Source organism: Sanguibacter massiliensis (assembly GCF_900240335.1).
GTDB classification, from domain to species: Bacteria; Actinomycetota; Actinomycetes; order Actinomycetales; family Cellulomonadaceae; genus Flavimobilis; species Flavimobilis massiliensis.
Window position 1 is genome coordinate 575,387 of record NZ_LT964979.1, and the last position, 26,269, is coordinate 601,655.

General features: G+C 72.0%; 23 protein-coding genes and 1 pseudogene. 17 read left to right on the forward strand and 7 right to left on the reverse strand.

The genetic code is table 11. The annotated features are described in order from the left end of the window. On the forward strand, positions 1-1,197 hold the full coding sequence (locus tag C1729_RS02740; protein ID WP_242493686.1) for an alkaline phosphatase family protein: 1,197 nt from the start codon (positions 1-3) through the stop codon (positions 1,195-1,197). A gap of 22 nt (positions 1,198-1,219) precedes the next feature. Here C1729_RS02740 and sepH read toward each other — a convergent pair whose 3' ends face one another. Then, a complete protein-coding gene (gene sepH / locus C1729_RS02745) occupies positions 1,220-2,374 on the reverse strand; it encodes a septation protein SepH (RefSeq protein ID WP_102508469.1) in 1,155 nt (384 codons plus the stop codon). Between the two features lie 116 nt (positions 2,375-2,490). Between sepH and C1729_RS02750 the strand changes: the two genes are divergently transcribed. The 3 genes from C1729_RS02750 (at position 2,491) to C1729_RS02760 (ending at position 4,702) form a co-directional block, all read left to right on the forward strand. Then, positions 2,491-3,246 (forward strand): trimeric intracellular cation channel family protein, encoded by a 756-nt coding sequence (locus C1729_RS02750; protein ID WP_242493687.1) that lies wholly within the window; start codon positions 2,491-2,493, stop codon positions 3,244-3,246. After that, positions 3,243-4,106 (forward strand): inositol monophosphatase family protein, encoded by an 864-nt coding sequence (locus tag C1729_RS02755; RefSeq protein ID WP_102508471.1) that lies wholly within the window; start codon positions 3,243-3,245, stop codon positions 4,104-4,106. Before C1729_RS02750 ends, C1729_RS02755 begins: the two co-directional genes overlap by 4 nt. A 296-nt stretch (positions 4,107-4,402) precedes the next feature. Further along, positions 4,403-4,702, forward strand: a complete 300-nt coding sequence (locus tag C1729_RS02760) for a DUF4193 domain-containing protein (RefSeq protein ID WP_102508472.1) — start codon at positions 4,403-4,405, stop codon at positions 4,700-4,702. Between the two features lie 66 nt (positions 4,703-4,768). Here C1729_RS02760 and C1729_RS02765 read toward each other — a convergent pair whose 3' ends face one another. After that, the gene (locus C1729_RS02765) at positions 4,769-5,242 is read right to left on the reverse strand and encodes a DUF3093 domain-containing protein (RefSeq protein WP_102508474.1); all 474 of its coding nucleotides are present in this window, start codon (positions 5,240-5,242) and stop codon (positions 4,769-4,771) included. 53 nt (positions 5,243-5,295) lie between these two features. Between C1729_RS02765 and dut the strand changes: the two are divergent. The 4 genes and pseudogenes from dut to C1729_RS02780 all read left to right on the forward strand — a co-directional run. Then, positions 5,296-5,766: pseudogene (gene dut, locus C1729_RS14885) on the forward strand (dUTP diphosphatase); the annotation flags it as partial. Between the two features lie 186 nt (positions 5,767-5,952). Next, positions 5,953-6,645 carry a DUF3710 domain-containing protein gene (locus tag C1729_RS14890; RefSeq protein WP_242493867.1) on the forward strand — a complete coding sequence of 231 codons (693 nt, stop codon included), beginning with the start codon at positions 5,953-5,955 and terminating at the stop codon, positions 6,643-6,645. Between the two features lies 1 nt (position 6,646). After that, positions 6,647-7,018: an OB-fold nucleic acid binding domain-containing protein gene (locus C1729_RS02775; RefSeq protein ID WP_102508478.1), complete on the forward strand. Its 372-nt coding sequence runs from the start codon at positions 6,647-6,649 to the stop codon at positions 7,016-7,018. Between the two features lie 57 nt (positions 7,019-7,075). Next, positions 7,076-7,882, forward strand: coding sequence for a DUF3159 domain-containing protein (locus C1729_RS02780; RefSeq protein WP_242493688.1), 807 nt, complete (start codon positions 7,076-7,078; stop codon positions 7,880-7,882). Here C1729_RS02780 and C1729_RS02785 read toward each other — a convergent pair. Further along, positions 7,851-8,531 (reverse strand): potassium channel family protein, encoded by a 681-nt coding sequence (locus tag C1729_RS02785; RefSeq protein WP_102508480.1) that lies wholly within the window; start codon positions 8,529-8,531, stop codon positions 7,851-7,853. The genes C1729_RS02780 and C1729_RS02785 overlap by 32 nt on opposite strands. After that, positions 8,531-9,181 (reverse strand): potassium channel family protein, encoded by a 651-nt coding sequence (locus C1729_RS02790; protein WP_102510474.1) that lies wholly within the window; start codon positions 9,179-9,181, stop codon positions 8,531-8,533. Before C1729_RS02790 ends, C1729_RS02785 begins: the two co-directional genes overlap by 1 nt. 128 nt (positions 9,182-9,309) lie before the next feature. Between C1729_RS02790 and C1729_RS02795 the strand changes: the two genes are divergently transcribed. From C1729_RS02795 to C1729_RS02810, 4 genes are all read left to right on the forward strand, one after another. Continuing rightward, a complete protein-coding gene (locus tag C1729_RS02795) occupies positions 9,310-11,310 on the forward strand; it encodes an APC family permease (RefSeq protein WP_102510475.1) in 2,001 nt (666 codons plus the stop codon). Beyond that, a complete protein-coding gene (locus C1729_RS02800; RefSeq protein WP_102508481.1) occupies positions 11,307-12,659 on the forward strand; it encodes a class I SAM-dependent RNA methyltransferase in 1,353 nt (450 codons plus the stop codon). The genes C1729_RS02795 and C1729_RS02800 overlap by 4 nt, the downstream gene beginning before the upstream one ends. Positions 12,660-12,893: 234 nt before the next feature. Then, positions 12,894-15,650: an aconitate hydratase AcnA gene (acnA, locus tag C1729_RS02805; protein WP_102508483.1), complete on the forward strand. Its 2,757-nt coding sequence runs from the start codon at positions 12,894-12,896 to the stop codon at positions 15,648-15,650. A gap of 216 nt (positions 15,651-15,866) precedes the next feature. Then, positions 15,867-16,301, forward strand: a complete 435-nt coding sequence (locus C1729_RS02810) for a DUF1801 domain-containing protein (RefSeq protein WP_102510476.1) — start codon at positions 15,867-15,869, stop codon at positions 16,299-16,301. Between the two features lie 249 nt (positions 16,302-16,550). Here the strand turns inward: C1729_RS02810 and C1729_RS02815 are convergent, their stop codons facing one another. Beyond that, positions 16,551-17,510 carry an aminoglycoside phosphotransferase family protein gene (locus C1729_RS02815; protein WP_165375404.1) on the reverse strand — a complete coding sequence of 320 codons (960 nt, stop codon included), beginning with the start codon at positions 17,508-17,510 and terminating at the stop codon, positions 16,551-16,553. Beyond that, positions 17,507-18,184 carry an NUDIX hydrolase gene (locus C1729_RS02820; protein ID WP_102508487.1) on the reverse strand — a complete coding sequence of 226 codons (678 nt, stop codon included), beginning with the start codon at positions 18,182-18,184 and terminating at the stop codon, positions 17,507-17,509. Before C1729_RS02820 ends, C1729_RS02815 begins: the two co-directional genes overlap by 4 nt. A gap of 58 nt (positions 18,185-18,242) precedes the next feature. Here C1729_RS02820 and C1729_RS02825 point away from each other — a divergent pair, with 58 nt between their 5' ends. Then, positions 18,243-18,575, forward strand: a complete 333-nt coding sequence (locus C1729_RS02825; RefSeq protein WP_102508488.1) for a hypothetical protein — start codon at positions 18,243-18,245, stop codon at positions 18,573-18,575. Positions 18,576-18,627: 52 nt separating this feature from the next. Here C1729_RS02825 and guaB1 read toward each other — a convergent pair whose 3' ends face one another. Continuing rightward, positions 18,628-20,076, reverse strand: coding sequence for a GMP reductase (gene guaB1 / locus C1729_RS02830; RefSeq protein ID WP_102508490.1), 1,449 nt, complete (start codon positions 20,074-20,076; stop codon positions 18,628-18,630). Between the two features lie 259 nt (positions 20,077-20,335). Here guaB1 and C1729_RS02835 point away from each other — a divergent pair, with 259 nt between their 5' ends. The 4 genes from C1729_RS02835 (at position 20,336) to C1729_RS02850 (ending at position 26,244) form a co-directional block, all read left to right on the forward strand. Further along, complete coding sequence (locus tag C1729_RS02835) at positions 20,336-21,589, forward strand: inorganic phosphate transporter (RefSeq protein ID WP_242493689.1); 1,254 nt, start codon at positions 20,336-20,338, stop codon at positions 21,587-21,589. A gap of 11 nt (positions 21,590-21,600) precedes the next feature. After that, positions 21,601-21,840 (forward strand): hypothetical protein, encoded by a 240-nt coding sequence (locus C1729_RS02840; protein WP_102508492.1) that lies wholly within the window; start codon positions 21,601-21,603, stop codon positions 21,838-21,840. A gap of 166 nt (positions 21,841-22,006) precedes the next feature. After that, positions 22,007-23,878 carry a 1-deoxy-D-xylulose-5-phosphate synthase gene (gene dxs / locus C1729_RS02845; RefSeq protein ID WP_102508494.1) on the forward strand — a complete coding sequence of 624 codons (1,872 nt, stop codon included), beginning with the start codon at positions 22,007-22,009 and terminating at the stop codon, positions 23,876-23,878. 260 nt (positions 23,879-24,138) lie between these two features. Further along, entirely contained in the window at positions 24,139-26,244 is a 2,106-nt protein-coding gene (locus C1729_RS02850; RefSeq protein WP_102508496.1) for a pyruvate formate lyase family protein, read from the forward strand. The last annotated feature ends 25 nt before the right edge of the window (positions 26,245-26,269 follow it).

A 26,269-nucleotide genomic window follows, 5' to 3' on the forward strand; every position in this document is an offset into this window, starting at 1 on the left:
GTGCCCGCGACGTCCGGGGTGCAGACGCGGCTCGCCCGGGCGGGGCTGCGCCCGCCCGACCACGAGCTGTCCCTCGGAGCAGTCCTGCTCGCTGCCGCGGACGCCGCGGGCGCAGTCGTCGCCGCGCGGACGTCGCTCGACGGCGCACAGCGGACCGGCGCCGCGGCCCGCGCTCTTCTGCGGCTGCCACGCGCCGAGCGGGTCGTCGTCGTCCTCGTCGACGGGCTCGGCCTCGCTCAGCTGCGCGAGCGGCGCGGTCATGCACCAACCCTCCGCCCCTTCCTCGACGGTGCGCGCGCCCTCTGCTCGGCGTTCCCGTCGACGACGGCGTCGTCGCTCGGGCTTCTCGGGACCGGGTGCGCCCCGGGGCTCACCGGCATGGTCGGCTATACCGCACGCAGCGCGGACGGGCGGCTCGGCAACCTCGTGTCGTGGACGGGGCTCGGCGACCCGTCGGACGTCCAGCGCGAGCCGACGGTGCTCGAGCAAGCATCCGCGGGCGGACTTCCCGTCACCTCCGTCGGCCTGAGGCGGTTCGACGGCTCGGGGCTCACCCGTGCCGTGCTGCGTGGCGCGCGGCACGTCGGCGTCGACGACCTCGGGGCGCGCGCGGACGCGGCAGCGCGCGCGCTGCGCGCACCCGGACTCGTCTACCTCTACTTCGGCGAGGTCGACAAGGTCGGGCACCATGCGGGCTGGACGTCGGACGCGTGGGGCGACGCTGTCACGGACGTCGATCGCGCGATCGGACGTCTCCTGCGGGTCGTGCCGCGCGGGACCCTCGTCCTCGTCACGGCCGACCACGGGATGGTCGACGTCGACCTCGCGCACCGGCACGACGTCACGTCCGCGCCGCACCTCATCGAGGACGTGACGATGATCGCGGGCGAGCCCCGGATGTCGCACGTCCACGTCCGTGACGGCGCCGAGCCCGGCGCGGTCGCAGAACGCTGGCAGGACGCCCTCGGAGACGACGCGGTCGTCCTCACGCGCGACGACGCGGTCGGAGCGGGGCTTCTCGGCCCGCTCGCCGCGCACGTCGCACCGACGGTCGGCGACGTGCTCGTCCTCACGTCTGGGCAGGCGACGGTCGTCGACCCGCGCACGCAGAGCGCGGCATCGATCGGGCTGAGAGGCGTCCACGGGTCGCTCACGCACGCCGAGACCGACGTCCCGTTCGTCGCGCTCACGACGTAGACCGCGGTGCGGACGCGCGCGGCTACTCGTCCGTGCGCGCCCCGAAGACGATCTCGTCCCAGCTCGGCACCTTGGGCCGGCCCTTGCCACCGCGGGTGCGCGACCGTTCGAGCGGCGGCGGGGTCGCGTCGTCGACCGGGATATCGAGCGTCCCGTCGTCCTCCGCCGTGCCGTCGTGCGACGACGGGGTGACGACCGCGAGGCCCGGTGGGTCGTCGCCCGCGTCCGTGCCGGTGGCCGAGCCGGCGGTCGGGGCGGATCCACCGGTCGAGGGCGTCGGGCGCCCGCGGTCCGCGAGCGAGTAGAGACGCGCCCCGCCGCTCGACGCCTGGTCGTCTAACGGCTCGTCGGGCGTCGTCGGGACCTCGGGGCCTGCGGCGTCTTCGTCCGAGGGCTCGTCGAGCTCCTCCTCGACGTCGAGGTCGATCTCCTGGCGGACACCGCGTCGTGCCGAGAGGTCGTCGAGGAGCGCCGCCGTCGGGTCGTGCGGCGGCTCGGGCGCGGCCGGGCCGGGCACGAGAGGACCGCGCGGGTCGGACTCCTGGTCGTAAGGGACCGCGTCGAAGACACGTGAACGTACCGGCTCGAGGTGGCGGCGCACGGGCTCGTCGACGATGCGGGTCTCCGAGAACCACCGGCCCTCGTCGTCGACCGCGGTGAGCGTCCGAGAATGCTGGTCGAACGTCCACGTGGCGCGACGCGACTCCGTGCCGACCTCGTAGGACACCGTGACGTGCCAGGGCTCGCCGACGGGCCGCCACGCGTCCCACACGAGCTCGGTCGTGTCGACGTGGCGTGCCGCGAGGCGATCGGTGACGAGGTCGCCGAGGACCGGGGAGTCCCCGTCCCGGCCGACACGCGTGCCGCGGGCCTGCGTCGCCACGAACTCGCGCTCGGCGAGCACCGGGCCCTCGTAACGGCGGACCTGCGCGACGCTCACGCCTCCGAGTTCCGCGACCTCCTCGGCGGTGAGACCTGCCCGTACCTGTGCCTGGATCTCACGCGGCGGCATCGTGCCTGCGTCGGCGGCCCGCAGCTGCTCGAGGTGCGGGCGGTTGCGGCGTACGGCCGCGCGCAGCGGCTCGTCGATCCGCAGCGTGAAGCGTGTGCCGTCCGACGCGGCGAGCACGAGGTGCTCGCCGTCGTCGGCAAGTCCGATGAGCTCGAGCTCTGCCATGAGGTCCCTCCGACGTTCTCTCACCCCTACCGTGCCATCTGTGTGCCCGTCGAGCGCGGAGGCGGGCCGGTGCGCCGCGCGCGAGCAGGGTGTTGGGTCCTGCGAGAATGAGAGGCGTGCACCTCGAGATCAATGGGAACGCGCTGCTCGACGACGCCTACATGTGGCTCGAGCTCGCTGCGATCTTCTTCGCGGGCGTCTCGGGCGCCCTCGCCGCCGTCCGGAAGAACTTCGACATCTTCTCGGTCCTCCTCCTCGCGTGGGTGACGGGACTCGGTGGCGGTCTGCTGCGCGACGTCCTCATCGGCGCGGTGCCGCCCGTCGGCATCACGAGCTGGAAGTACGTGACGGCCGCGCTCCTCGCGGGCGCACTCGTGCACCTCTTCCACGTGCGGCTCGACCGGCTGCGCCGCGCGATCATCGTCTTCGACGCGGGCGCGCTCGCGATGTTCGTCGTCATCGGTGTCCACAAGGGCCTCGAGTACGGGGTCGGTCCGCTCGCCGCGGTTTTCGTCGGCATGCTCACCGGCATCGGCGGCGGTCTTGTGCGTGACCTGCTCGTCGACGAGGCCCCGATCGTCCTGCGCGACAGGGAGCTCTACGCGATCCCTGCGACGGCCGGAGCTGTGCTGGCCGCGTGGGTGGGGGAGATGGGGCACCTCAACTACGTGACCGGCGGCCTCATCTGCCTCGCGATCTTCGGTTTCCGGCTCGTCTCGTTGCGCCTCAGGTGGCAGGCGCCGGGACCCTGGCAGGGCTTCGGAGTGCCACGCCGCACGCCGCGTCGCCTGCGTCGCGGCGGTCCGTCGCGCGTGGGGCGCCGTTGTACGGCGCCGGGAACGGACCTCCCCGGGACGGAGACGTCAGCATGAGCGCGATGCCCCCGGACGCGACGATCACGGGCCTGCGAACGCTCTGCGAGCATCTTGCGAGCTCGACGGCGGAGCTCGTCCGTGCGCAGACCCCCACGACTGTTGAGGTCGCCGCGACGAAGTCGAACGACCTCGACGTCGTCACGCGCGCCGACCGTGCGGCGGAGGAGTACCTGCGTTCCGAGATCGCGCGGTGGCGTCCCCAGGATGCGATCCTCGGCGAGGAGGGCGGGGCCTCGGACGGGTCGAGCGGCCTCACGTGGGTCGTCGACCCGATCGACGGCACGGTCAACTACCTCTACGGGCTCGGCTCGTGCTCTGTGTCCGTCGCGGTCGTCCTCGGCGCGGCCGACCCTGCGCGGTGGCAGCTGCTCGCGGCGGCGGTGTGCGAGATCCCTACGGGGACGACGTGGTCGGCGGCTCGCGGGCGGGGTGCGACGCGTGACGGGACCCCGGTGCGGGTGCGTGAGGCGACGGACCTGCGGCACGCGCTCGTCGCGACGGGGTTCCACTACGACGACGCCCTGCGTGCAGGGCAGGGACGCAGCGTCGGCGAGCTGCTCGCGCACGTGCGGGACGTCCGCCGCTTCGGCTCGGCCGCGCTCGACCTGTGCCGGGTGGCCGACGGGCGCGTCGACGCGTACTACGAGGAAGGCCTGTCGCCGTGGGACCATGCGGCGGGGACGCTCCTCGTCGAGGAGGCGGGCGGGGGCGTGCACGGCGCTGGCGGCGGGGCGCCCGGCCGCGGGCTCGTCGTCGCTGGTCCGGCGGGGACGCTGGACGTTCTGGAGCCGCTGCTCGCCCGGCTCGGTGCGGGACGCCGCCCGGGGATCACCCCGGGGTTTCCGCCGGCGGTGTGACCGACCGCACGGCGGTCCGTGAGCGGCCCGGGAACAAGGCGCGCACCCCGAGCGTTGGGCGGGCGACGGGCCCCTGGGAGAGGGGCGTTGCGTGCGCCACGCATCCCGTCACCGGCCCTCTGGGTCGGCGTACACGTGCATCGGCGCGCGAGATGGTGCACAATCCCCTTCGCCGCTGCTCGCGCTGCGGCGGGGGAATCGGTACGGCGCCCTGGATGGGCCGCCGGACCGTGCAGCACCAAGGCGGGACCGCCGAACCCGGTCCCGGACGAACGACGACTGGAGCACAGCGACAGATGGCAACCGACTACGACGCACCGCGCAAGACCGAGGAAGATCTCTCCGAGGACTCGCTCGAGGAGCTCAAGGCGCGGCGGTCCGACAAGTCCTCGGGCGTCGTCGACGAGGACGAGACCGAGGCGGCCGAGGGCTTCGAGCTCCCCGGCGCCGACCTCTCGGGCGAGGAGCTCTCGGTGCGTGTCCTGCCCCGGCAGGCCGACGAGTTCACGTGCTCGAGCTGTTTCCTCGTGCACCACCGCAGCCAGCTCGCCTACGAGAAGAACGGCCAGCAGGTCTGCACCGAGTGCGCCGCCTGACAGACGCGTCCGCACGACGAGAGCCGCGGCCCCACGGGGTCGCGGCTCTCGTCGTGTACTGCGGGGTCAGGCGCCCCGTGCCGCCTCGATAGCGGCGCGGACCGCGGCGGGCCGGCGGGTTGAGACGAGCCACGACGGTGTCGGATCTGCCGGGTCGAGCACGCGTGCGGTGACGGCGCCCTTCGTCCAGGTGCGCAGGCAGGCGAATGAGCGGGGGTCGTAGCCAGGGCCGAGCGCTCTGCGCACGCCGTCGGCGTCGAGCACCTCGACCTCGCCGAGGAGGTCGATGGGGATGTGGGCGCGTCCTGCGTGGAGCTCACGGCCGCGGACCTCGACGACAGGTGAGGTCACGGCGACGAGCACGAGCCCGACGACGAGCACCGCGACGGTTGTGACGATCGCGGCGACGGTGTTCGAGACGAGGACGACGAGGCCGCTCATGATGGCGAAGAGGATGACGGCGCCGACTCCGGCGGGCCCCGGCACGAGCCGTTCGCGATAGGTCGTGGGGCCGGGGGCGGGTGCGGGCGCGCTGCTCATGGGTCCCAGCATGCCAGCCCGCGGTGCACGTCCGGGGCTGCGTCCGGGCTACGATGCCGGGCGTGACGCACGCAACGTCCCCTGGTGGGGGAGACCTCGAGATCCTTCTCGTCATGCTCGACCCGGAGCTGCCCGAGCCCGCGTACGCCCATCCCGGTGATGCCGGGGCGGACCTCGTGGCGCGGGTCGACGTCGAGCTCGCGCCGGGTGCGCGGGCCACGGTGCCGACGGGCGTGTCGATCGCGCTGCCGGACGGCTACGCGGCGTTCGTGCACCCGCGGTCGGGGCTCGCAGCGCGGCACGGCGTGACGATCGTCAACGCTCCGGGGACGGTCGACGCCGGGTACCGCGGGGAGATCTCGGTGACGCTCCTCAACACGGACCCGGTGGCGCCGGTGTCGTTGCGGCGGGGCGACAGGATCGCGCAGCTCGTGATCCAGCGGGGGGGGGGGGGGCGGTTCGTCCGGGGGGGGGGGGTGGCGGGGTGGCGCCCGGGCGGGGGGGGGGTGTGCGTCGGGGGGGGGGGGGGCGGGGGCCGGGCCNCCGTGGCGAGGGTGGTTCCGGCTCGTCGGGGGGGTGGGCCGGGGCCTGACCCTGGCGGGATGGGGACATGCCCCTCTCGAACGCATAGGCTTGGGCGGCGCGCCTGCGTGGCGCTGGAACGGACGGAGTTGGGACGAGTGGGTCTTTTCGGTCGACGTGGTACGAGTGTGAAGAGCGAGGTGGCGCCCGTCGAGGAGACGGTCGCCGAGGTGCCCGTCGAGGCACCCTCGGAGCGTGAGCACGGTCCGTGGGACCGTGCCGACGTGACGGACGACGAGGGACGTATCGACCTCGGAGCGGTGTGGCTCCCGGGCGTCCCCGGCATGCAGATGCGCATGGAGATCGACAAGGCCACGAACCAGACCGCGGGCGTGTCGATCCTCGTCGACGGCGTGAGCCTCCAGGTGCAGGCGTTCGCCGCCCCGCGTACGGAGGGCATCTGGGACGAGATCCGCGAGGAGATCGCGGCCTCGCTCACCGAGCAGGGCGCCAAGGTCGACGACATCGTCGGCCCGTTCGGCCGCGAGTTGCTCGCACGCGCGTCGTTCCGGGAGGAGGACGGCTCACGGACGCTGCGCGTCATCCGATTCCTCGGTGTCGACGGACCCCGCTGGTTCCTGCGCGGCGTCATCAACGGCCCCGCCGAGATCGCAACCGACGGAGCCACCAAGGTCGAGAACATCTTCCGGGAGATCGTCGTCGTCCGTGACGACGCCGCCCGCGCACCACGGGAGCTCCTCGAACTGCACGAGCCGCGGATCGGCGACGGCGCGAACGGCGGCCTCGCCAAGGTCGACGACGGGAAGCCGTCGCCGCTCACCCCGCCCGAGCGCGGACCCGAGATCACCCAGATCGGCTGACATGTCGCTGCGCAGCGCGCTGAGGTCCCTCGTGGCAGGCCGCGACGAGGTCGAGGCCGACGAGGAACGTCTGCGCGCCGCGCGCGGCGGGACCGCCGCGGTCGCGGACGTCCCCGAACGCGCGACCGCCGTCGTCTCCGGTGTGTTGCGCTCGGTCATCCTGCGCCCCTCCGAGAAGGTCCAGGTCGTCGAGGCAGAGCTCTACGACGGGTCGGGCTCGGTCGAGCTGCGCTGGCTCGGCCGACGCCGGATCCCCGGCATCGAGCCCGGTCGTCGCGTCAGGGTCCGCGGGCTCGTCACCGTCATCGACGGCCGACGCGTCATCTACAACCCGCACTACGAGCTCGTCGCCCCCTCGGACGCGAAGCTCTGAGCGCGCTCGCCGCACGTCGGCGCCGCCCGGCGCCCGCCGACCCCGGAAGGACCCTCCGTGACCACGTCACCCCCTGAGCCCGACGCTGCGCCCGACGCCGCGCCGCCCGCTGCACCCGCGGGCACGCACGTCACCCCGGACGAGCCCGCGCGCGGCATGCGCCAGCTCACGGCGGAGGAGTTCTCCCTCACCGAGTCCGTCGGCGGCGTCCGCGGGGTCGTCGAGACGCTCCTGCCCGGTGTCGTCTTCGTCGTCGTCTACATCGCGACGCGCGAGCTCATGCCGACGATCCTCTCGGCGCTCGGGGTTTCCCTCCTCGCCGTCGTCGTGCGGCTCGTCCAGCGCACGCCCGTGACACAGGCGTTCTCGGGCGTGCTCGGCGTCGTCATCGGCGTCGTCTGGGCGTGGCGCTCGGGCGAGGTCGAGGATTTCTTCCTCTTCTCGCTGCTCACGAACGCCGCCTACCTGCTCGCCTGCGTCGTGAGCATCCTCGTGCGCTGGCCGGGTGTCGGCGTCGTCGTCGAGCTGCTCCGTTCCGGGCTCGCAGGAGCACGCGAGGCGGAGAAGCGCGCAGACGGCGACACGACGCCGGAGCCGTCGCTCGGTGACCTCTTCGCCGGCTGGTCCGCGTGGCGCCGGAACCCCGTCACGGTGCGCCGCTACGCCCTCGCGACGTGGTTCTGGGTCGCGCTCTTCGGAGTGCGGCTCGCCGTGAAGACCCCGCTGTACCTCGACGCGACGACCGAGTGGCTCGGCATCGCCCACCTCGTCATGGGCGTGCCGCTGTGGGCGCTGACGCTCTGGGCGACGTGGGTCGTCGTCCATCCGGTCCTCAAGAACCCGCAGCGGCCTCCGCACCCGTGAGGAGCGACTGGAGCGCCCCGAGGTCCGCACCCTGACCCGTGACGAGCAGCAGCTCGTCACCCGCCTCGAGCGTGTCGTCGTCCGAGGGCGCGAGCGGTGTCGTGTCACGGACGACGGCCGCGAGGACGCAGCCGGCCGGCCACGCGACGGCGCCCACACGGGCTCCCACGAGGTGGGAGTCGCGCGGCAGCGTGATCTCGTGGATGTCGGCGCCCGACTGGTGGAACGTGAAGATCCGCACGAGGTCGCCGACCGCGACGGCCTCCTCGACCATGGCCGTCATGATGCGCGGCGTCGACACAGCGACGTCGACCCCCCACGACTCGTCGAACATCCACTCGTTCTTCGGGTTGTTGACGCGCGCGACGGTGCGCGGCACGCCGAACTCCGTCTTCGCGAGCAGGGAGATGACGAGGTTCGCCTTGTCGTCGCCCGTCGCCGCGACGATGACGTCGCACTCGTCGACCTTCGCCTCCGAGAGCGTCGAGATCTCGCACGCGTCAGCGAGCAGCCAGTCGGCGTCCGCGACCTGCGCGATCCGCATGGCCGTGGGGGAGCGGTCGACGATCGTCACCTCGTGGTCGCGGCCGAGGAGCTCACGAGCGATTGAACGGCCGACGGATCCGGCTCCGGCGATGACGACGCGCATCAGTCCTCCTGCTCGGGGGCGTGGGTGAGGATGCGCTCGACCTCGACGAGGTCGAGCGTACGAGCGAGGACGTGGAGGATGTCCCCGTCCTGGAGGACGGTCTCGGGCGTCGGCAGCTCGGCCGTGCCGAACCGGGTGACGAACGCGACGCGGGCGCCGGACGCGCGCTCGACCGCAGAGAGCGTGCGCCCGACCCACCCGGGATGGTGGTCCACCTGGCACAGCCGGACCGAACCGGTCGGGTCGCGGTACTCGTCGCTCGTCCCGAGCGGCAGCATGCGCCGGAGCACCTGGTCCGACGTCCAGCGCACGGTCGCGACCGTGGGGATGCCGAGCCGCTCGTAGACCTCGGCGCGATGGGAGTCGTAGATGCGGGCGACGACGTTGTCGACGCCGAACGTCTCACGGACGACGCGGGCCGCGACGATGTTGGAGTTGTCGCCGTCCGACACTGCGGCGAACGCGTAGGCCTCCTCGATCCCGGCCTGGGTGAGGGTGTCGCGGTCGAACCCGACACCCGTGACCTTCTTGCCGGAGAACGTCGCGGGGAGACGCCGGAACGCCTCGGGATTCTGGTCGATAACGGCGACGGAGTGGCCGTTGCGCTCGAGCGAGTGGGCGAGCGTCGCCCCGACCCGGCCGCAGCCCATGATGACGAAGTGCACGGGATGAGCGTATGCCCCGGGAGGGTCGTGCGTCCTGGTCCGTCGTCCTCGTGTCGGTCCCGGACGCGTGGACGCGCACCACGAGGGCCCGCCCGGGCCTAGCATGGGTCCTTGTGTCGGACATCGTGGACGCTGGCAAGCGTCTCCTCCTCGGGCGGCCCGTGCGCAGCGACGGCCTCGGCCACACGCTGCTGCCCAAGCGCATCGCCCTGCCGATCTTCGCGTCGGACGCCCTTTCGTCGGTCGCGTACGCGCCCGACGAGATCCTCCTGACCCTCGCACTCGCCGGCATCGCGGCGACGGCGCTCTCGCCGTGGGTCGGGCTCGGGGTCGTCCTCGTCCTCGTGACGGTCGTTCTCTCGTACCGGCAGAACGTCCACGCCTACCCCTCGGGAGGAGGCGACTACGAGATCGCGACGGAGAACCTCGGGAAGACCTCAGGCCTCACGGTCGCGAGCGCGCTCCTCGTCGACTACGTCCTCACCGTCGCGGTCTCGATCTCGTCGGGCGCCCAGTACGCGGCGACGGCGATCCCCGCGCTCCGGGGCCACGAGACCCTCCTGGCCGTCGGCCTCGTCGTGCTGCTCACCCTCATGAACCTCCGGGGCGTCAAGGAGTCCGGCCGGCTCTTCGCTGTGCCCGTGTACCTCTTCATGCTCGCTATCGGCGCGACCGCGGTCGTGGGTTTCGTCCAGTACGTCACGGGCACCCTGGGCCGGGCGGAGTCGGCCGCGTACGAGGTCGTACCCAGCGCGGCCTACGAGCAGGGCCTCGTCGGCGTCGCTGGGGCGTTCCTCGTCGCGCGGGCGTTCGCGTCGGGCTGTGCCGCGCTCACGGGCGTCGAGGCGATCGCCAACGGCGTGCCCGCCTTCCGCCAGCCGAAGTCCCGCAACGCCGCGGCGACGCTCGCGATGCTCGGCGCGATCTCCGCCTTCATGCTCGGCTCGATCCTCCTGCTCGCGATCGCCACGGGCGCGACGTACGTCGAGGACCCCGCCCGGGACCTCCTCATCGACGGCCACGCTCCCGTCGGCTACGTCCAGGTGCCGGTCCTCTCGCAGCTCGCGCACACGGTGTTCGCGTCGTTTCCGCCCGTGTTCTACCTCATTTCGGCCGCGACTGGACTCATCCTCGTCCTCGCCGCGAACACGGCGTTCAATGGCTTCCCCGTTCTCGGGTCGATTCTCGCGAAGGACGGCTACCTGCCGCGTCAGCTGCACACGCGCGGGGACCGCCTCGCATTCTCGAACGGCATCATCTCGCTCGCGGTCGGTGCGATCGTCCTCATCGTCGCGTTCGACGCACAGGTGACCCGTCTCATCCAGCTCTACATCGTCGGGGTCTTCGTGAGCTTCACGCTCTCGCAGCTCGGCATGGTCCGGCACTGGACGTCGGCGCTGCGCCTCGCGTACGACCCGCGCGTGCGGTCGCGCATGAAGCGTTCGCGCGCGGTCAACATCGTCGGCTTCGGGCTCACAGCGACGGTCCTTGTCGTCGTGCTCCTCACGAAGTTCCTCCACGGCGCGTGGATCGCGATCCTCGCGATGGCTGTCGCGTTCTTCGTCATGCGCAAGATCCGGCGCCACTACGACGCCGTCGCGGCCGAGCTCGAGCTCGACGCGGACGTCGACACCGAGCGGGCCCTGCCGAGCCGCGTCCATGCGATCGTCCTCGTCTCGAAGATCCACAAGCCCGTCATGCGTGCGGTCGCCTACGCGCGGGCGACGCGCCCCTCGACGCTCGAGGCAGTGACGGTCGCGGTCGACCAGGACGACTCGGCCGAGCTTGTCGCACGCTGGGAGTCCCTCGGGCTGCCGGTGACGCTGCGTGTCCTCGACTCGCCGTTCCGCGAGATCACGCGTCCTGTCCTCTCGTACGTGAGGTCGATCCGGCGGGAGAGCCCCCGCGACCTCGTTGTCGTCTACATCCCCGAGTACGTCGTCGGCCACTGGTGGGAGCAACTACTCCACAACCAGTCGGCGCTGCGGCTCAAAGGGCGCCTCCTGTTCACCCCGGGCGTCGTCGTCGCCTCCGTACCGTGGCGCCTCGCATCGTCGGTCGCGGGGGCGGCTCCCGACGCACAGCTCTACCCCCCGAAGGGCCCTCACTCATGACTTCCCCCCGTCCGTCACGCGGTTCCGGCCGCCCGCACTCGGACGACTCCCGTCGCGGCACCCCACGACGGAACCCGCGCCCGCCGCGGGCTGCTGCGCCTGCCGACCTCCCGCTCGTCGAGGTTGAGGTCGGGCCGGTCGCGCACGGCGGCCACTGCGTCGCGCGGCACGAGGGTCGCGTGATCTTCGTGCGGCACGCGCTGCCGGGGGAGCGGGTCCGTGTGAGGCTCGTCCAGGCAGGTGAGAAGGATCGCTTCTGGCGCGGTGACGCGGTCGAGGTGCTCGACGCGAGCCCCGACCGGGTCGCGGCCGCGTGGCCCGAGGCCGGACCGGGCGGTGTGGGCGGGGGCGAACTCTCGCACGTCGCGCTGCCCGCGCAGCGTGCGTGGAAGGCGACGGTCGTCGCGGAGCAGCTCGCGCGCATCGCGCGGCTCGACCGCGACGTGACGGTCGAGGCAGCGCCGGGCGACGACGAGCGCGGCGGGCTCGGCTGGCGCACACGCATCGACCTCGTGGCCGACGACGAGGGGCGGGCCGGCATGGTGGGTCACCGCTCGCACGACGTCCACGCGCTGCGGTCGATGCCGCTCGCGACCGCGGAGGTCGCGGCGCTCGCGCGTGCCGAGGGCGTCTTCTCGCGCCGGTGGCGTCCGGGTTCGCGGCTCGAGCTCGTGGCGCCCGCAGGCGGCGGTCCGGGGCTCCTGCTCGTCGATGGCGTCCCGGGTCATCTCGGTGTGCCGGACCAGCGGCCCAATGCGCGCCGCACGGTTGTCGAGACGGTGGCGGTAGGTGGCCGCGAGTACGTGTACCGGGTCGCGGCCGACGGTTTCTGGCAGGTGCACCGCGAGGCCCCGGGCCTGCTCGCGTCGGTGGTGCTCGACGCGGTCGGCGACGTCGACGGGGGGCGGGTCGTCGACCTCTTCTCGGGGGCCGGGCTCTTCTCTGCGCCGCTCGCGGACGCGGTGGGTGCCGCGGGCCGTGTCGTCACGGTCGAGGGCGACGAGCGGGCGGTGCGCGATGCGCGCCGGGCGCTCCACGGGGCGTCACACGTCGAGCTCCACGTCGGTGATGTGGCGCAGGTGCTCGCGTCGGGCGAGCACGGTGCGTCGGGGGGAGCGGACGTCGTCGTGCTCGACCCGCCGCGTGCGGGTGCCGGTCGCCGTGTCCTCGACGCGGTCGTGGCGCTCGCGCCGCGGCGCGTCGTCCACGTGGCGTGCGACCCGGCGTCGCTCGCGCGGGACGTCGGGCTGCTCGGCGAGGGGGGTTATGTGCTGACGGGCCTGCGGGCCCTCGATCTCTTCCCGATGACGCACCACGTCGAGTGCGTCGCGGTCCTCGACCGCGCGTGACCGGAGACGTGGGGGAACGCCCGTGACGAGACGTCCGGGTGCTGGGACGATGAGGAATAACGTCAGCACGACGTGACTTATCTTGACGTCAAGATAAATGGTAGGGTGGAGCGACCGCGGACACCGTCGAGGCCGACGTGCGCCCACGGTCGACGCGGGGCCCGCCCCGCACGCCCAGACCCGTGAGCAGAGCACTCGCTCGCCACGGACGATCGTGAGGAGTGAGGAGTCATCGTGAGCACAGTCGACTCGTTCGGTGCCAAGGGAACGCTCGACGTCGGAGGGACCTCGTACGAGATCTTCCGGCTCAGCGCCGTCGAGGGCGTCGAGCGCCTCCCGTACGCGCTCAAGGTGCTCGCGGAGAACCTCCTGCGCACCGAGGACGGCGCCAACATCACCGCCGACCACGTCCGCGCCCTCGCTGGCTGGGACCCGGACGCGCAGCCGGACACCGAGATCCAGTTCACCCCCGGCCGCGTCATCATGCAGGACTTCACCGGCGTGCCGTGCGTCGTCGACCTCGCCACCATGCGTGAGGCCGTCGCCGACCTCGGCGGCGACGCGAGCCGCATCAACCCGCTCGCCCCGGCCGAGCTCGTCATCGACCACTCCGTGCAGATCGACGTCGCCGGCCGCGCCGACGCGTTCCGTCGCAACGTCGAGATCGAGTACGAGCGCAACCACGAGCGTTACCAGTTCCTCCGCTGGGGCCAGACGGCCTTCGACGACTTCAAGGTTGTCCCCCCGGGCACCGGAATCGTCCACCAGGTCAACATCGAGTACCTCGCCCGCGTCGTCATGACGCGCGAGGTCGACGGCGTCCTGCGCGCCTACCCCGACACCTGCGTCGGAACCGACTCGCACACGACGATGGTCAACGGCCTCGGCGTCCTCGGCTGGGGCGTCGGCGGCATCGAGGCAGAGGCGGCCATGCTCGGTCAGCCCGTCTCGATGCTCATCCCGCGCGTCGTCGGCTTCAAGCTCAAGGGTCAGATCCCGTCGGGCGTCACCGCGACTGACGTCGTCCTCACGATCACCCAGATGCTGCGCGAGCACGGCGTCGTCGGCAAGTTCGTCGAGTTCTACGGCGACGGCGTCGCCCAGGTGCCGCTCGCCAACCGCGCGACCATCGGCAACATGAGCCCCGAGTTTGGCTCGACCGCCGCGATCTTCCCGATCGACGGCATCACGCTCGACTACCTGCGCCTCACCGGCCGCTCCGAGGAGCAGCTCGCGCTCGTCGAGGCCTACGCCAAGGAGCAGGGTCTCTGGCTCGACCCGACGGCCGAGAACTACGTCGAGCCCGTCTACTCCGAGTACCTCGAGCTCGACCTCTCGACGGTCGTCCCGTCGATCGCCGGCCCCAAGCGGCCTCAGGACCGCATCGAGCTCTCGCACGCGAAGGCCGCGTTCGAGCGGGACCTGCCGAACTACGTCGACGGCATCGTCAACGCCGTCGACCAGGCTGAGATCGAATCATTCCCTGCCTCGGACGCGCCCGCGTTCTCCGAGCCCGTGCGTCCGACGTTCCCCGTGACGACCCCTGAGGGGGAGACCTACGAGCTCTTCCACGGCGCCGTCGCGATCGCCTCGATCACGTCGTGCACCAACACCTCGAACCCCTCGGTCATGCTCGCCGCGGGCCTCCTCGCGAAGAAGGCCGTCGAGCGCGGCCTCGTCGCCAAGCCGTGGGTGAAGACGTCGATGGCGCCCGGCTCGCAGGTCGTCACGAACTACTACGAGAAGGCCAGCCTGTGGCCGTACCTCGAGAAGCTCGGCTTCCACCTCGTCGGCTACGGCTGCGCGACGTGCATCGGCAACTCCGGCCCGCTCGCCGACGAGGTCTCTGCGGCCGTCAACGAGCACGACCTCGCCGTCGTCTCGGTGCTCTCGGGCAACCGGAACTTCGAGGGGCGCATCAACCCCGACGTCAAGATGAACTACCTCGCGTCGCCGCCGCTCGTCATCGCGTACGCGCTCGCCGGCACGATGGAGTTCGACTTCGAGCACGAACCCCTCGGCCGCGAGGCCGACGGCACGCCCGTCTTCCTCCGTGACATCTGGCCGTCGGCCGAGGAGGTCCAGGCGACGATCGACTCGTCGATCGACCGCAAGATGTTCGAGGACGACTACGCGGACGTCTTCGCGGGTGACGAGAAGTGGCGCGCGCTGCAGACGCCCGAGGGTGACGTCTTCGAGTGGGACGCCGAGTCGACCTACGTCCGCAAGCCCCCGTACTTCGAGGGCATGACGATGACGCCCGAGCCCGTCTCCGACATCACGGGCGCGCGCGTCCTCGCGAAGCTCGGCGACTCGGTGACGACCGACCACATCTCGCCCGCGGGTGCGATCAAGGTCGACTCGCCGGCCGGCCGTTACCTCGCCGAGCACGGCGTCGAGCGTCGTGACTTCAACTCCTACGGCTCGCGCCGAGGCAACCACGAGGTGATGATCCGCGGCACGTTCGCGAACATCCGCCTGCGCAACCAGCTCCTCGACGGCGTCGAGGGTGGCTACACGCTCGACTTCACGACGGGCGAGCAGGCCGCGATCTACGACGCGGCGCAGAACTACGCCGCCGCGGGCACGCCGCTCGTCATCCTCGGCGGCAAGGAGTACGGCTCCGGCTCGTCGCGCGACTGGGCGGCCAAGGGCACCGCGCTCCTCGGCGTCAAGGCCGTCATCACCGAGAGCTTCGAGCGGATCCACCGCTCGAACCTCATCGGCATGGGCGTCCTCCCGCTGCAGTTCCCGGCGGGGGAGTCGGCCGACACCCTCGGCCTCGACGGCACGGAGACGTTCTCGATCGCGGGCATCACGGCGCTCAACGAGGGCACGACGCCCTCGACCGTCGCCGTGACGGCGACGAAGGCCGACGGTTCGGTCGTCGCGTTCGACGCGGTCGTCCGCATCGACACCCCGGGAGAGGCCGACTACTACCGCAACGGCGGCATCCTCCAGTACGTCCTGCGCTCGCTCGTCGAGGCCTGACCTCTGCACGACCGACGGGGCGCCCACCGCGAGGTGGGCGCCCCGTCGGCGTACCTGCGACGGGTGTCACCCGTCGCGGCGCAAGCGAGGGCCCCCTCGCGACACTGACGGGGTATGAGCGCGGAACGAGCTGACCGCCTCCTGGCACCGGAGCCGTGCGGCGAGGGTGGGAGGGTGCCCTCGTGCGTGCCGGGGCGGCGAGACATGCTCGGCGGCATGGCTGAGAGCGTCATGCGCCCGACCGACGCGTCCGTCGTGGCGTTCCTCGATGCCGTCGAGCATCCCGTCCGACGACGGGACGGCTGGCGGCTGCACGAGCTGCTGGCCCGGATCACGGGGGAGGAAGCGGTGATGTGGGGGCCGACGATCGTCGGCTTCGGCCGGTACCGCTACGAGTACCCCTCGGGTCGGACGGGCGAGGCCGGTGCCGCTGGTTTCTCACCCCGCAGGGCGGCGACGACCATCTACCTGCCCGAGGGCACGGGGCGGCACGCCGAACGGCTCGCGCGGCTCGGCCCGCACCGGTCCTCGAAGGTTTGCGTCTACGTAACGAACCTCAACAAGATCGACATGGCCGTGCTCGAGGAGATCTGCCGCGCGTCCTACGCGACGGTCTCGGCAGGACTCATGGACCACCGCGCGGAGGGCTGACGTCGCCCTGGTCGCCGACCGGCTTGTCCGCGCGGATGCACGTCTCGCGTGTGCGTCCGGGCCGGAGCTGTCGTGTGCGCGGGCGCGGGGGTCAGGAGAGGGCTGAGCGGATCGCGCGGGTGGTGAAGGGGGCGTCGGCGCGGCCGCGGGCGTCGTCGGGCACCGCCGCGGGGTGCCGCCGTCGAGCCCCGCCGTCGGGCCCGACCGTCGGGCCTCGCACGTCACGGACCCGCAGCCTGCCGCCGTGGTTCAGCGTGCCGTCGGCGGGGGTGCGAGCTCGCAGATCTCCGCGAGCGCGCCCGTCGCGAGCGCGTGGTAAGACGTGCCGGGTGCGGCGTGCTCGGCCATCGACGTCGCCATCGTCAGGGCCCAGGCACGTGCGCGGGCAGCGGCCGCGTCGTCGTCCGCGCAGGGGTGCCCGGTCTCGTGGAGCCGCGACCGGAACGCCGCACGTCCCGGTCCGTCGAGCACGAGCCACGCGACCGCGAGGTCTGTCGCTGGATCGCCCGAGGTGACGTCTCCCCAGTCGACGACCGCGGCGAGGCCGTGCGGTGCTGCGGACGTCGCGAGCAGGTTCGCAGCATGCAGGTCGCCGTGCAGCCAGAGTGCGGGCCCGGTGTGGTGCGGCGCTGCGAGCCCTGCGTCCCACACCGCCTCGAGCTCATGGGTGACGTCGAGCCCCGAGGTCGCGAGGTAGCCGCCCGGCGCCGCGAGCCGCACGAGGCGCTCGCGCACGGCGGTGTCGCGCGTCGCGAGCGCGACACCGCGCACGGTGTTGCGGGGCGCGTCCGCGGGTGCTGGGGTGTGGAGCGCGACGAGGACGTCCGCGAGCGGACGCGCGAGCGGTCGTCGTGCGGACCGAGGGAGGTCGGCGACGAGCGTCCCGTCGGTCCAGGGGACGACCGCCCAGACCCACGGGTAGCCGAGAGCGTGCGACGGATGCCCCGCGCGCACGGCCACGGGCGTGGGCACGGGTAGCCGGGGCGCGAGGACGGGCAGCGCGCGAAGCTCGTGCTCGACGAGGCGCGCGGCCTCGGTGCGCCGTGGAGCCCGGACCGCGAGGTCGGTCCCGAGGCGCAGCACGACGTTGTCCCACCCGTGGGCGGCGACCGAGACGGGCAGTTCCGCGAGGTCCGGGTGCTGCTCGGCGAGCAGCCTGCGCACGAGGTCGACCGTGACGTCGACGTCGGCGGGCGGTGCCTGCGTCACGCGTCGACCTCGACGAGCCGCGCGTGGTCCCACGGCTCGTCCCAGCCGAGCGCCCCGAGCAGCTCGGTGAGCACGAGCGCCGTGAAGCCCCACACGAGGTTGTCGCCCACGAGGAACGCGGGTCCGCGGTACGTGCGCGCGCCGCGCGTGAGGGTCGCGGTCCTGCGGTGGGCGGGGTCGACGAGGTCGGCGACGGGTGCGCGGAACACCTGGGCCGACTCGCCGTGGTCGACGACGGCGACGGGCGTGGGCCGCGCCCACCAGGCGAGGACGGGCGTGACGAGATGGTCGCTCACGGGCAGCGGCAGCGTGCCGAGCGTGCCGAGCACCTCGACGCCGGTCGCGTCGAGGCCGGTCTCCTCCTCGGCCTCGCGCAGCGCCGCGGCGACGGGGCCAGCGTCGTGGGGGTCCTGGCGCCCGCCCGGGAACGCGACCTGGCCGGCGTGCTGGCGCAGCGTCGCGGCACGGCGGACGAGGAGCACATCGAGGTCCGCGGGGACGAGCGGGGTGTCGTGCCGCGCGGTAACGTCGTCGAGGCGCCCCAGCAGGACGAGGACCGAGGCGGGCCTGCGTCCGTCGCCCGCGCTGACGACGGCGCCTGTCCGCGCGCCCCAGTCGACACCGTCGCGGGCGAGGGCTCGCAGCTGGGCGAGGGCGTCACCTGTCGTCGTCACGCCTCGACTCTACGTCGGACGGTGGTGCCCCTGTCATGGGTCGCGCTACCGTCGCGGCATGAACATCGTCACGAAGGTCGCAGGTCAGGTGCTCGCCGTCGGGGTCGCGCGTGCTGTCGGGGAGCCGGTCGACCTTGGGGGAGGACGGCTCGTGCCCGTCGCGATCGTCGCGCACGCGTTCGGCGGGGGCGGGGACCAGGGCAACGGGGACGTCGACGGTGCGGGCGGTGCGGGAGGCTCGACCTTCGTGTGGCCGGTCGGCGCCTACGTGGGTGACGAGAGCGGCGTGCGCTTCCGCGGGAACCCGGGGCTGTGGGGGGTCGTCGCGGCCCCGCTCGTGCTCGCGACAGGGATCGCTGCGGCCGTCGTCGTGCGTGCCGCACGACGCTGACCTCACTCGGGACGGCACCGTCCGGCTTCGCCCGTGCCGGGCGACGCCCGGGTCACCAGCCCGTGGGCAGCGGCCGTCCCTCCTCGTAGCCGGCCGCTGACTGCAGGCCGAGGACGGCGCGCTCGTGGAGCTCGGCGAGGGTGCGTGCGCCCGCGTACGTGCACGCGGAGCGCAGGCCTGACGTGATCTGGTCGAGCAGGTCCTCGACGCCGGGGCGCTGCGGGTCGAGGTACATGCGCGAGCTCGAGATGCCCTCCTCGTAGAGTCCTTTGCGGGCTCGGTCGAACGCCGCGTCCGACGACGTGCGCGCGGCGACGGCCCGCGCGGAAGCCATGCCGAAGGACTCCTTGTAGAGGCGGCCCGTGCCGTCGTCGTGGAGGTCGCCGGGGGACTCGTGCGTTCCTGCGAACCACGAGCCGATCATCACCTGGCTCGCACCCGCCGCGACCGCGAGCGCGACGTCGCGCGGGTGACGCACGCCGCCGTCCGCCCACACGTGCGCGCCGAGCTCGCGCGCGGCCGCCGCGCACTCGAGCACGGCCGAGAGCTGGGGGCGGCCGACGCCCGTCATCATGCGGGTCGTGCACATTGCACCTGGGCCGACGCCGACCTTGACGATGTCTGCGCCGGCCTCGACGAGGTCGCGCACGCCGTCGGCCGTCACGACGTTGCCCGCGACGACGGGGACGTTCGGGTTCGCGGCGCGCACGGCGGCGAGCGCGTCGAGCATCTTGCCTTGGTGGCCGTGCGCGGTGTCGACGACGAGCGTGTCCGCACCGGCTGCGAGGAGCGCCTCGGCCTTGCCGCGGACGTCGCCGTTGATACCGACGGCCGCCGCGACGAGCAGCCGCCCGGAGGTGTCGACGGCGGGGGAGTAGACGCTCGAGCGCAGCGCCCCCTTGCGCGTGACGACGCCGACGAGCCGGCCGTCGTCGACGACGGGCGCGATGCGCCTGCGGGCCTCGTGGAGCTGCTCGAACACGTGCCGGAGGCCGTCCGGGCCGTCGAGGACCGAGAGGTCGACGGTCACCGGGCCGTGCGACATGACGTCGCGCGCCTGCGTGAAGCGGTCGACGCCGAGGCAGTCGTCGGCCGTGACGATGCCGAGCAGTCTGTCGTGGTCGACGACGAGCGCCGCCCCGTGGGACCGCTTGCCCATGAGCGAGAGGATCGTGTGCACGGTGTCGTGGGGAGTGACGGTTACGGGGGTCTCGACGATCGTGTGCTTGGACTTCACGTCGGCGATGACGCTCGCGACGACGTCGACGGGCGTGTCCTGCGGGATGACGGCCATCGCGCCGCGCCGCGCGACCGTCTCGGCCATGCGACGGCCGGCGACCGCCGTCATGTTCGCGACGACGAGAGGGATCGTCGTCGCGGTGCTGTCGTCGGTCGTGAGGTCGACGTCGAAGCGCGACACGACGTCGGAGCGGGACGGGACGAGGAAGACGTCGCCGTACGTGAGGTCGTGGGTGGGGGTGTGGCCCGGCAGGAAGCGCATACGACGAGCGTACGGCCGGCCTCGGACACCCCGCGCGCGGCGCCGCGCCAGCCGCTTCCGGGGCCTGGGCGCTGAGCGCTCTGGGACCTCCGTCCCAGGTACCTCAGCGCTGTACGCGAGCCCTCTCCGGTGAACGCCCGACCCCCAAGGTGAACGGAAGATGAACGAGGCATGAAAGGTCGCGCCCGTTCGACGTGATCTCGCGCCGGGGCGTGTCGGGCGGGTAGACACGAGGCGTCGAGACACCCTCAATGGACATGTGGCCGAGACACTCATCCTCCTGCTGGTGATCATCACCGCTCTTGCCTTCGACTTCACGAACGGCTTCCACGACACGGGCAACGCGATGGCGACGTCGATCGCGACCGGGGCTCTCAAGCCCAAGGTCGCCGTGGCGCTCTCTGCGGTCCTCAACCTCATCGGAGCCTTCCTCTCCGTCGCGGTCGCCGCGACGGTCGCCAAGGGCATCGTCAACCTCGAGGGCGTCGGTGGGCAGGACCTGCTCCGCATCGTCCTCGCCGGCCTCGTCGGCGCGATCCTCTGGAACGTCCTCACGTGGCTGCTCGGTATCCCGTCGAGCTCGTCGCACGCTCTCTTCGGCGGCCTCATCGGTGCCGCGCTCGTCGCGCTCGGCACGTCGGGCGTCCTGTGGAACGGCGTTGTCGCGAAGATCGTCTTCCCCGCGCTGCTCGCACCCGTCGTCGCGGGTGTTGTCGCCGGCATCGGCTCGTGGGTCGTCCACCGCATCGTCGCGACCGTCCCCGAGTCGACGCAGGAGAAGGGGTTCCGCTGGGGCCAGGTCGGCTCCGCGTCGCTCGTCTCGCTCGCGCACGGCACGAACGACGCGCAGAAGACGATGGGCGTCATCTTCCTGGCCCTCGTCGCGCACGGCTCCGTCACCGCCGACGACACGATCCCGTTCTGGGTCATCGCCGCGTGCGCGATCGCGATCGGCCTCGGCACCTACCTCGGTGGGTGGCGCGTCATCCGCACCCTCGGCAAGGGTCTCGTCGAGATCTCGCCCGCGCAGGGCATGGCGGCCGAGACTTCGTCGGCCGCGATCATCCTCACCTCCTCGAGCCTCGGCCTGCCGCTGTCGACGACGCACGTCGCAACCGGCTCGATCCTCGGCTCGGGCGTCGGCCGCCCGGGTGCCCAGGTCCGCTGGGGTGTCGCCGGTCGCATGGGTGTCGCGTGGCTCGTCACGCTCCCCGCTGCCGCAGCGATGGGCGCGGCCGCCTGGGGGATCGCGCACCTCGTCGGTGGTGCGACGGGCATGCTCGTGGTCTTCGCGATCCTCGTGGCCAGCTGCTTCGCGATGTGGCTGCGCTCGCGCCGGGCCCCGGTCAACCCGGACAACGTCAACGCCGACTGGGAGGAGGGCCTCGAGCCCGCCGCCCAGCCCGTCGAGAAGCTCGCGACCGTCACCGTGCTCGACGAGGCTCCCGAGGTCCCGCTGCCGGCCGAGGACGCCGCCGAGACCGCACCCCGTCGCGTCGCGACCCCCGCCTGAAAGGACGCCCCGTGGACTTCTCCGACATCGGTCTCTCGCTCGTCAAGGTCCTCGTCGTCGGCATCACGCTCGGCGCCGGCCTGCCCGCACTCTTCGCGCTCGGCCTCAAGGGCCTCGCCCGCACCGAGGCTCGTCCCGACGGCACCCTCGCGGTGACCGCCGGGGGCCGTGCCGTCGCCGGTCTTGCGTTCGGCGTCGTGAGCCTCGCCGTCATCGTCGGGATCCTCTGGATCGTCGCCGGCGGCCACTGAGTCCTCCAGCGCAGGTCCACGGATCTGCACCGCACCCCCACGGGACGTGCCGCACCGCGGCACGTCCCGTGGCGCGTCCGCAGGTCGTCCCGTCGTAGAGTGGACGGTCAGCACACTTCCGTCCCGGAGCCCCGGAGGCCCGGACCCGACCTGGAACGAGGACGGCATGAGCCTGCTCGAGAACGTCGAGGGACCTGGCGACCTCAGGGATCTCAGCGCCGAGGAGTGCCGCGAGCTCGCGGCGGAGATCCGGTTATTCCTCGTCTCCTCCGTGTCCCGGACGGGCGGCCACCTCGGCCCCAACCTCGGCGTCGTCGAGCTCACGATCGCGATGCACCGCATCTTCGAGTCGCCGCGCGACACGTTCGTCTTCGACACGGGCCACCAGTCTTACGTCCACAAGCTGCTCACGGGCCGCAAGGACTTCTCCGCGCTGCGTCGCCGCGAGGGGCTCTCGGGGTACCCGAGCCGCGCCGAGTCGGAGCACGACGTCGTCGAGAACTCCCACGCCTCGACCTCGCTGTCGTGGGCCGACGGCATCGCCAAGGCGAACCTCCTCGCAGGACGCACCGACCGGCACGTCGTCGCGGTCATCGGTGACGGTGCGCTCACGGGCGGGATGGCCTGGGAGGCCCTCAACAACATCGCGGCGTCCGACGACGAACGGCTCGTCATCGTCGTCAACGACAACGGGCGCAGCTATGCGCCGACGATCGGCGGGCTCGCGCACCACCTCGACACGCTGCGCACGACGCGCGGCTACGAGGAGTTCCTGCGCTGGGGCAAGCGAACCCTCACCCGCTCGGGCGTGCCCGGGCGTATGGCCTACGACGCACTGCACGCGCTCAAGAAGGGCGTCAAGGACGCTCTCGCGCCGCAGGGGCTCTTCGAGGACCTCGGCCTCAAGTACGTGGGGCCGGTCGACGGGCACGACACGGAGTCGCTCGAGCGGGCGCTCGCCGCGGCGAAGGCCTACGGAGGGCCGGTTCTCGTCCACGTCATGACAGAGAAGGGCCGCGGCTACATCCCCGCGGAGCAGGACATCGCCGACCGCTTCCACGCGGTCGGGCAGATCCATCCCGAGACGGGCCTGCCCGTCGCGCCCTCACGCTTCGGGTGGACGAGCGTCTTTGCCGACGAGATCGTCCGCATCGGCGAGTCGCGTCCCGACGTCGTCGGGATCACGGCGGCGATGCTCGCTCCGGTCGGCCTCGCCCCGTTCGCGGAGCGTTTCCCCGACCGCACGTTCGACGTCGGCATCGCCGAGCAGCACGCGGTGACCGCCGCGGCCGGCATGGCGTTCGCGGGTCTGCACCCTGTCGTCGCGCTCTACGCGACGTTCCTCAACCGTGCATTTGACCAGGTGCTCATGGACGTCGCGCTCCACCGGGCGGGCGTGACGTTCGTGCTCGACCGTGCGGGCATCACAGGGGACGACGGGGCCAGCCACAACGGCATGTGGGATCTCGCGATGCTGCGGATCGTCCCGGGGCTACGGCTCGCGGCGCCCCGCGACGAGGCGACGATGCGTGCAGCGCTGCGGGACGCGGTCGCGGTCGACGACGCTCCAACAGTTGTGCGCTACCCCAAGGGTGCGCTGGGCGACCTGCTGCCGGCGGTGGGGACGCTCGACGACGTCGACGTGCTCGCTGAGCACCCGGGGGAGGGTCCGCGCGTGCTGCTCGTCGGGATCGGGGCGATGGTGCGGACGGCGCTCGCCGCGGGGGCGGAGCTCGCGGCGCTCGGCGTGCCGTCGACGGTCCTCGCTCCGACGTGGGTGCTTCCGGTGCCGTCCGGCGTCGTCAAGGCGGCCGGCGGGCACGACCTCGTCGTGACGCTCGAGGACGGTCTCGCGTCGGGCGGTATCGGGGCGGCGATCGCCGAGGCGTGCGCGCGCGACGGTGTGCGCACGACGGTGCGGACGGTCGGCCTGCCGACGTCGTTCCTCGATCACGCATCGCGCGACCAGGTCGTCGAGGCGCACCGGATGACGGCGGGCGACGTCGTCGCGGATGTCGTGCGAACGCTCGGACGCTGAGCCCGGACGCGCCCCGGCGGCGGTCCGCGCGGGGGGCTCGGCACGGCGTGCTGGGCCCCGTGAGTATTCGTGGCGTGACACCCTGCTGACAGGTGTGCGGTGCGCTGCCGGAACCCCTGCGGGACCAGCGACGGAGCCTGTGACGCACGACTCAGGTGCTGGACCCTCGGCACGGCCGAAGGTCCCAAGTCGTCCCATGAATTTCTCAGTACCTTGGTCCCAAGATCACACAGCGATCGAGCGACCTACGGGAGACGGCGATGACGACGACGGAGACGAGCACCACCATCGATGGTGTGGCGACCCCTGACCCCTGGCGCGGGTTCGAGACCGGTCCTTGGACCGAGTCGGTCGACCTGCGTGACTTCATCCTGCGGAACTACACGCCCTACGAAGGTGACGCGTCGTTCCTCGCGGGCGCGACCGAGAAGACCCAGCGCGTCTGGGAGACGCTCGAGAAGGAGTACCTCTCCGTCGAGCGTGAGCGTCGCGTCTACGACGTCGACGTCGACACCCCGGCGGACGTCGACGCGTTCCCCGCGGGCTACATCAGCTCTGACGACGACGTCATCGTCGGCCTCCAGACGGACGTCCCGCTCAAGCGCGCGATGATGCCCGCGGGCGGTTGGCGCATGGTCGAGACTGCGATCCGCGAGGCCGGCAAGGAGCCGAACCCCGCGGTCAAGGAGATCTTCACCAAGTACCGCAAGACCCACAACGACGGGGTCTTCGACATCTACACGCCGCGCATCCGCGCCGCCCGCTCGTCGCACATCATCACTGGCCTGCCCGACGCCTACGGCCGCGGCCGCATCATCGGCGACTACCGTCGCGTCGCGCTCTACGGCGTCGACTTCCTCATCGCCGAGAAGCTCAAGGACAAGGACGCGGTCGCCGACCAGCCGTTTACCGAGCACTGGGCCCGGTACCGCGAGGAGCACTCCGAGCAGATCAAGGCGCTCAAGAAGCTCAAGAACCTCGGCGCCCAGTACGGCTTCGACCTTGGCCGCCCCGCCGCGACGGCCCAGGAGGCCGTCCAGTGGACGTACTTCGGCTACCTCGCCTCGGTGAAGTCGCAGGACGGCGCCGCCATGTCGATCGGCCGCCTCTCCGGCTTCTTCGACGCCTACTTCGAGCGCGACCTCGCCGAGGGCACGATCACCGAGTCCGACGCGCAGGAGATGATCGACGCCCTCGTCATCAAGCTCCGCATCGTCCGCTTCCTCCGCACGATCGACTACGACCAGATCTTCTCGGGCGACCCCTACTGGGCCACCTGGTCGGACGGCGGCCTCGGCGAGGATGGTCGCACCCTCGTGACGAAGACGTCGTTCCGCCTGCTCCAGACGCTGCGGAACCTCGGCCCGGCCCCCGAGCCGAACATCACGATCTTCTGGGACGAGACGCTGCCCGACGGCTACAAGGAGTTCTGCGCCGCGATCTCGATCGAGACGAGCGCGATCCAGTACGAGTCCGACGAGCAGATCCGTGAGCGCTGGGGCGACGACGCGGCCATCGCGTGCTGCGTGTCGCCGATGAAGGTCGGCAAGCAGATGCAGTTCTTCGGAGCTCGCGTCAACGCCGCCAAGGCTCTCCTCTACGCGATGAACGGCGGCCGTGACGAGGTCTCCGGCAAGCAGGTCGTCACCGGTTACGAGGGTGTCCAGGGCGACGGCCCGCTCGACTTCGACGACGTCTGGGACCGCTACGAGCGCATGCTCGACTGGGTCGTCGGCACGTACGTCGAGGCGCTCAACATCATCCACTACAGCCACGACAAGTACGCGTACGAGGCCATGGAGATGGCCCTGCACGACTCGGAGATCATCCGGACGATGGGCTGCGGCATCGCAGGCCTCTCGATCGTCGCGGACTCGCTCGCGGCCATCAAGTACGCCAAGGTCACGCCCGTCCGTGACGAGACCGGCCTCATCGTCGACTACGTCACCGAGGGCGACTTCCCGACGTACGGCAACGACGACGACAAGGCTGACGACATCGCGGCGACGATCGTCCACACGATCATGCAGAAGATTAAGGCGATCCCGATGTACCGGGACGCGATCCCCACGCAGTCGGTCCTCACGATCACGTCGAACGTCGTCTACGGCAAGGCGACAGGCTCGTTCCCCTCCGGTCACGAGGCCGGCACGCCGTTCGCGCCGGGCGCCAACCCGGAGAACGGTGCGGACACGCACGGCATGGTCGCGTCGATGATGTCGGTCGGCAAGCTCGACTACAACGATGCGCTCGACGGCATCTCGCTGACGAACACGATCACCCCGGCCGGGCTCGGCCGCACCAAGGAGGAGCAGGTCGGCAACCTCGTCGGCATCCTCGACTCGGGCTTCGTCCCGCAGGACTGACCCACCAACGGAACGCAGGAAAGGG

What these genes read in the sequence shown, in the direction of transcription:
- C1729_RS02825 (WP_102508488.1), top strand. Translation starts at nt 18,243, where the DNA reads ATGAACATCGTCACGAAGGTCGCAGGTCAGGTGCTCGCCGTCGGGGTC.
- dxs (WP_102508494.1), top strand. Translation starts at nt 22,007, where the DNA reads ATGAGCCTGCTCGAGAACGTCGAGGGACCTGGCGACCTCAGGGATCTC.
- C1729_RS02800 (WP_102508481.1), top strand. Translation starts at nt 11,307, where the DNA reads ATGACTTCCCCCCGTCCGTCACGCGGTTCCGGCCGCCCGCACTCGGAC.
- sepH (WP_102508469.1), bottom strand. Translation starts at nt 2,374, where the DNA reads ATGGCAGAGCTCGAGCTCATCGGACTTGCCGACGACGGCGAGCACCTC.
- C1729_RS02775 (WP_102508478.1), top strand. Translation starts at nt 6,647, where the DNA reads ATGTCGCTGCGCAGCGCGCTGAGGTCCCTCGTGGCAGGCCGCGACGAG.
- C1729_RS02765 (WP_102508474.1), bottom strand. Translation starts at nt 5,242, where the DNA reads ATGAGCAGCGCGCCCGCACCCGCCCCCGGCCCCACGACCTATCGCGAA.
- C1729_RS02790 (WP_102510474.1), bottom strand. Translation starts at nt 9,181, where the DNA reads ATGGGCTGCGGCCGGGTCGGGGCGACGCTCGCCCACTCGCTCGAGCGC.
- guaB1 (WP_102508490.1), bottom strand. Translation starts at nt 20,076, where the DNA reads ATGCGCTTCCTGCCGGGCCACACCCCCACCCACGACCTCACGTACGGC.
- C1729_RS02810 (WP_102510476.1), top strand. Translation starts at nt 15,867, where the DNA reads ATGGCTGAGAGCGTCATGCGCCCGACCGACGCGTCCGTCGTGGCGTTC.
- C1729_RS02755 (WP_102508471.1), top strand. Translation starts at nt 3,243, where the DNA reads ATGAGCGCGATGCCCCCGGACGCGACGATCACGGGCCTGCGAACGCTC.
- C1729_RS02785 (WP_102508480.1), bottom strand. Translation starts at nt 8,531, where the DNA reads ATGCGCGTCGTCATCGCCGGAGCCGGATCCGTCGGCCGTTCAATCGCT.
- C1729_RS02760 (WP_102508472.1), top strand. Translation starts at nt 4,403, where the DNA reads ATGGCAACCGACTACGACGCACCGCGCAAGACCGAGGAAGATCTCTCC.
- C1729_RS02850 (WP_102508496.1), top strand. Translation starts at nt 24,139, where the DNA reads ATGACGACGACGGAGACGAGCACCACCATCGATGGTGTGGCGACCCCT.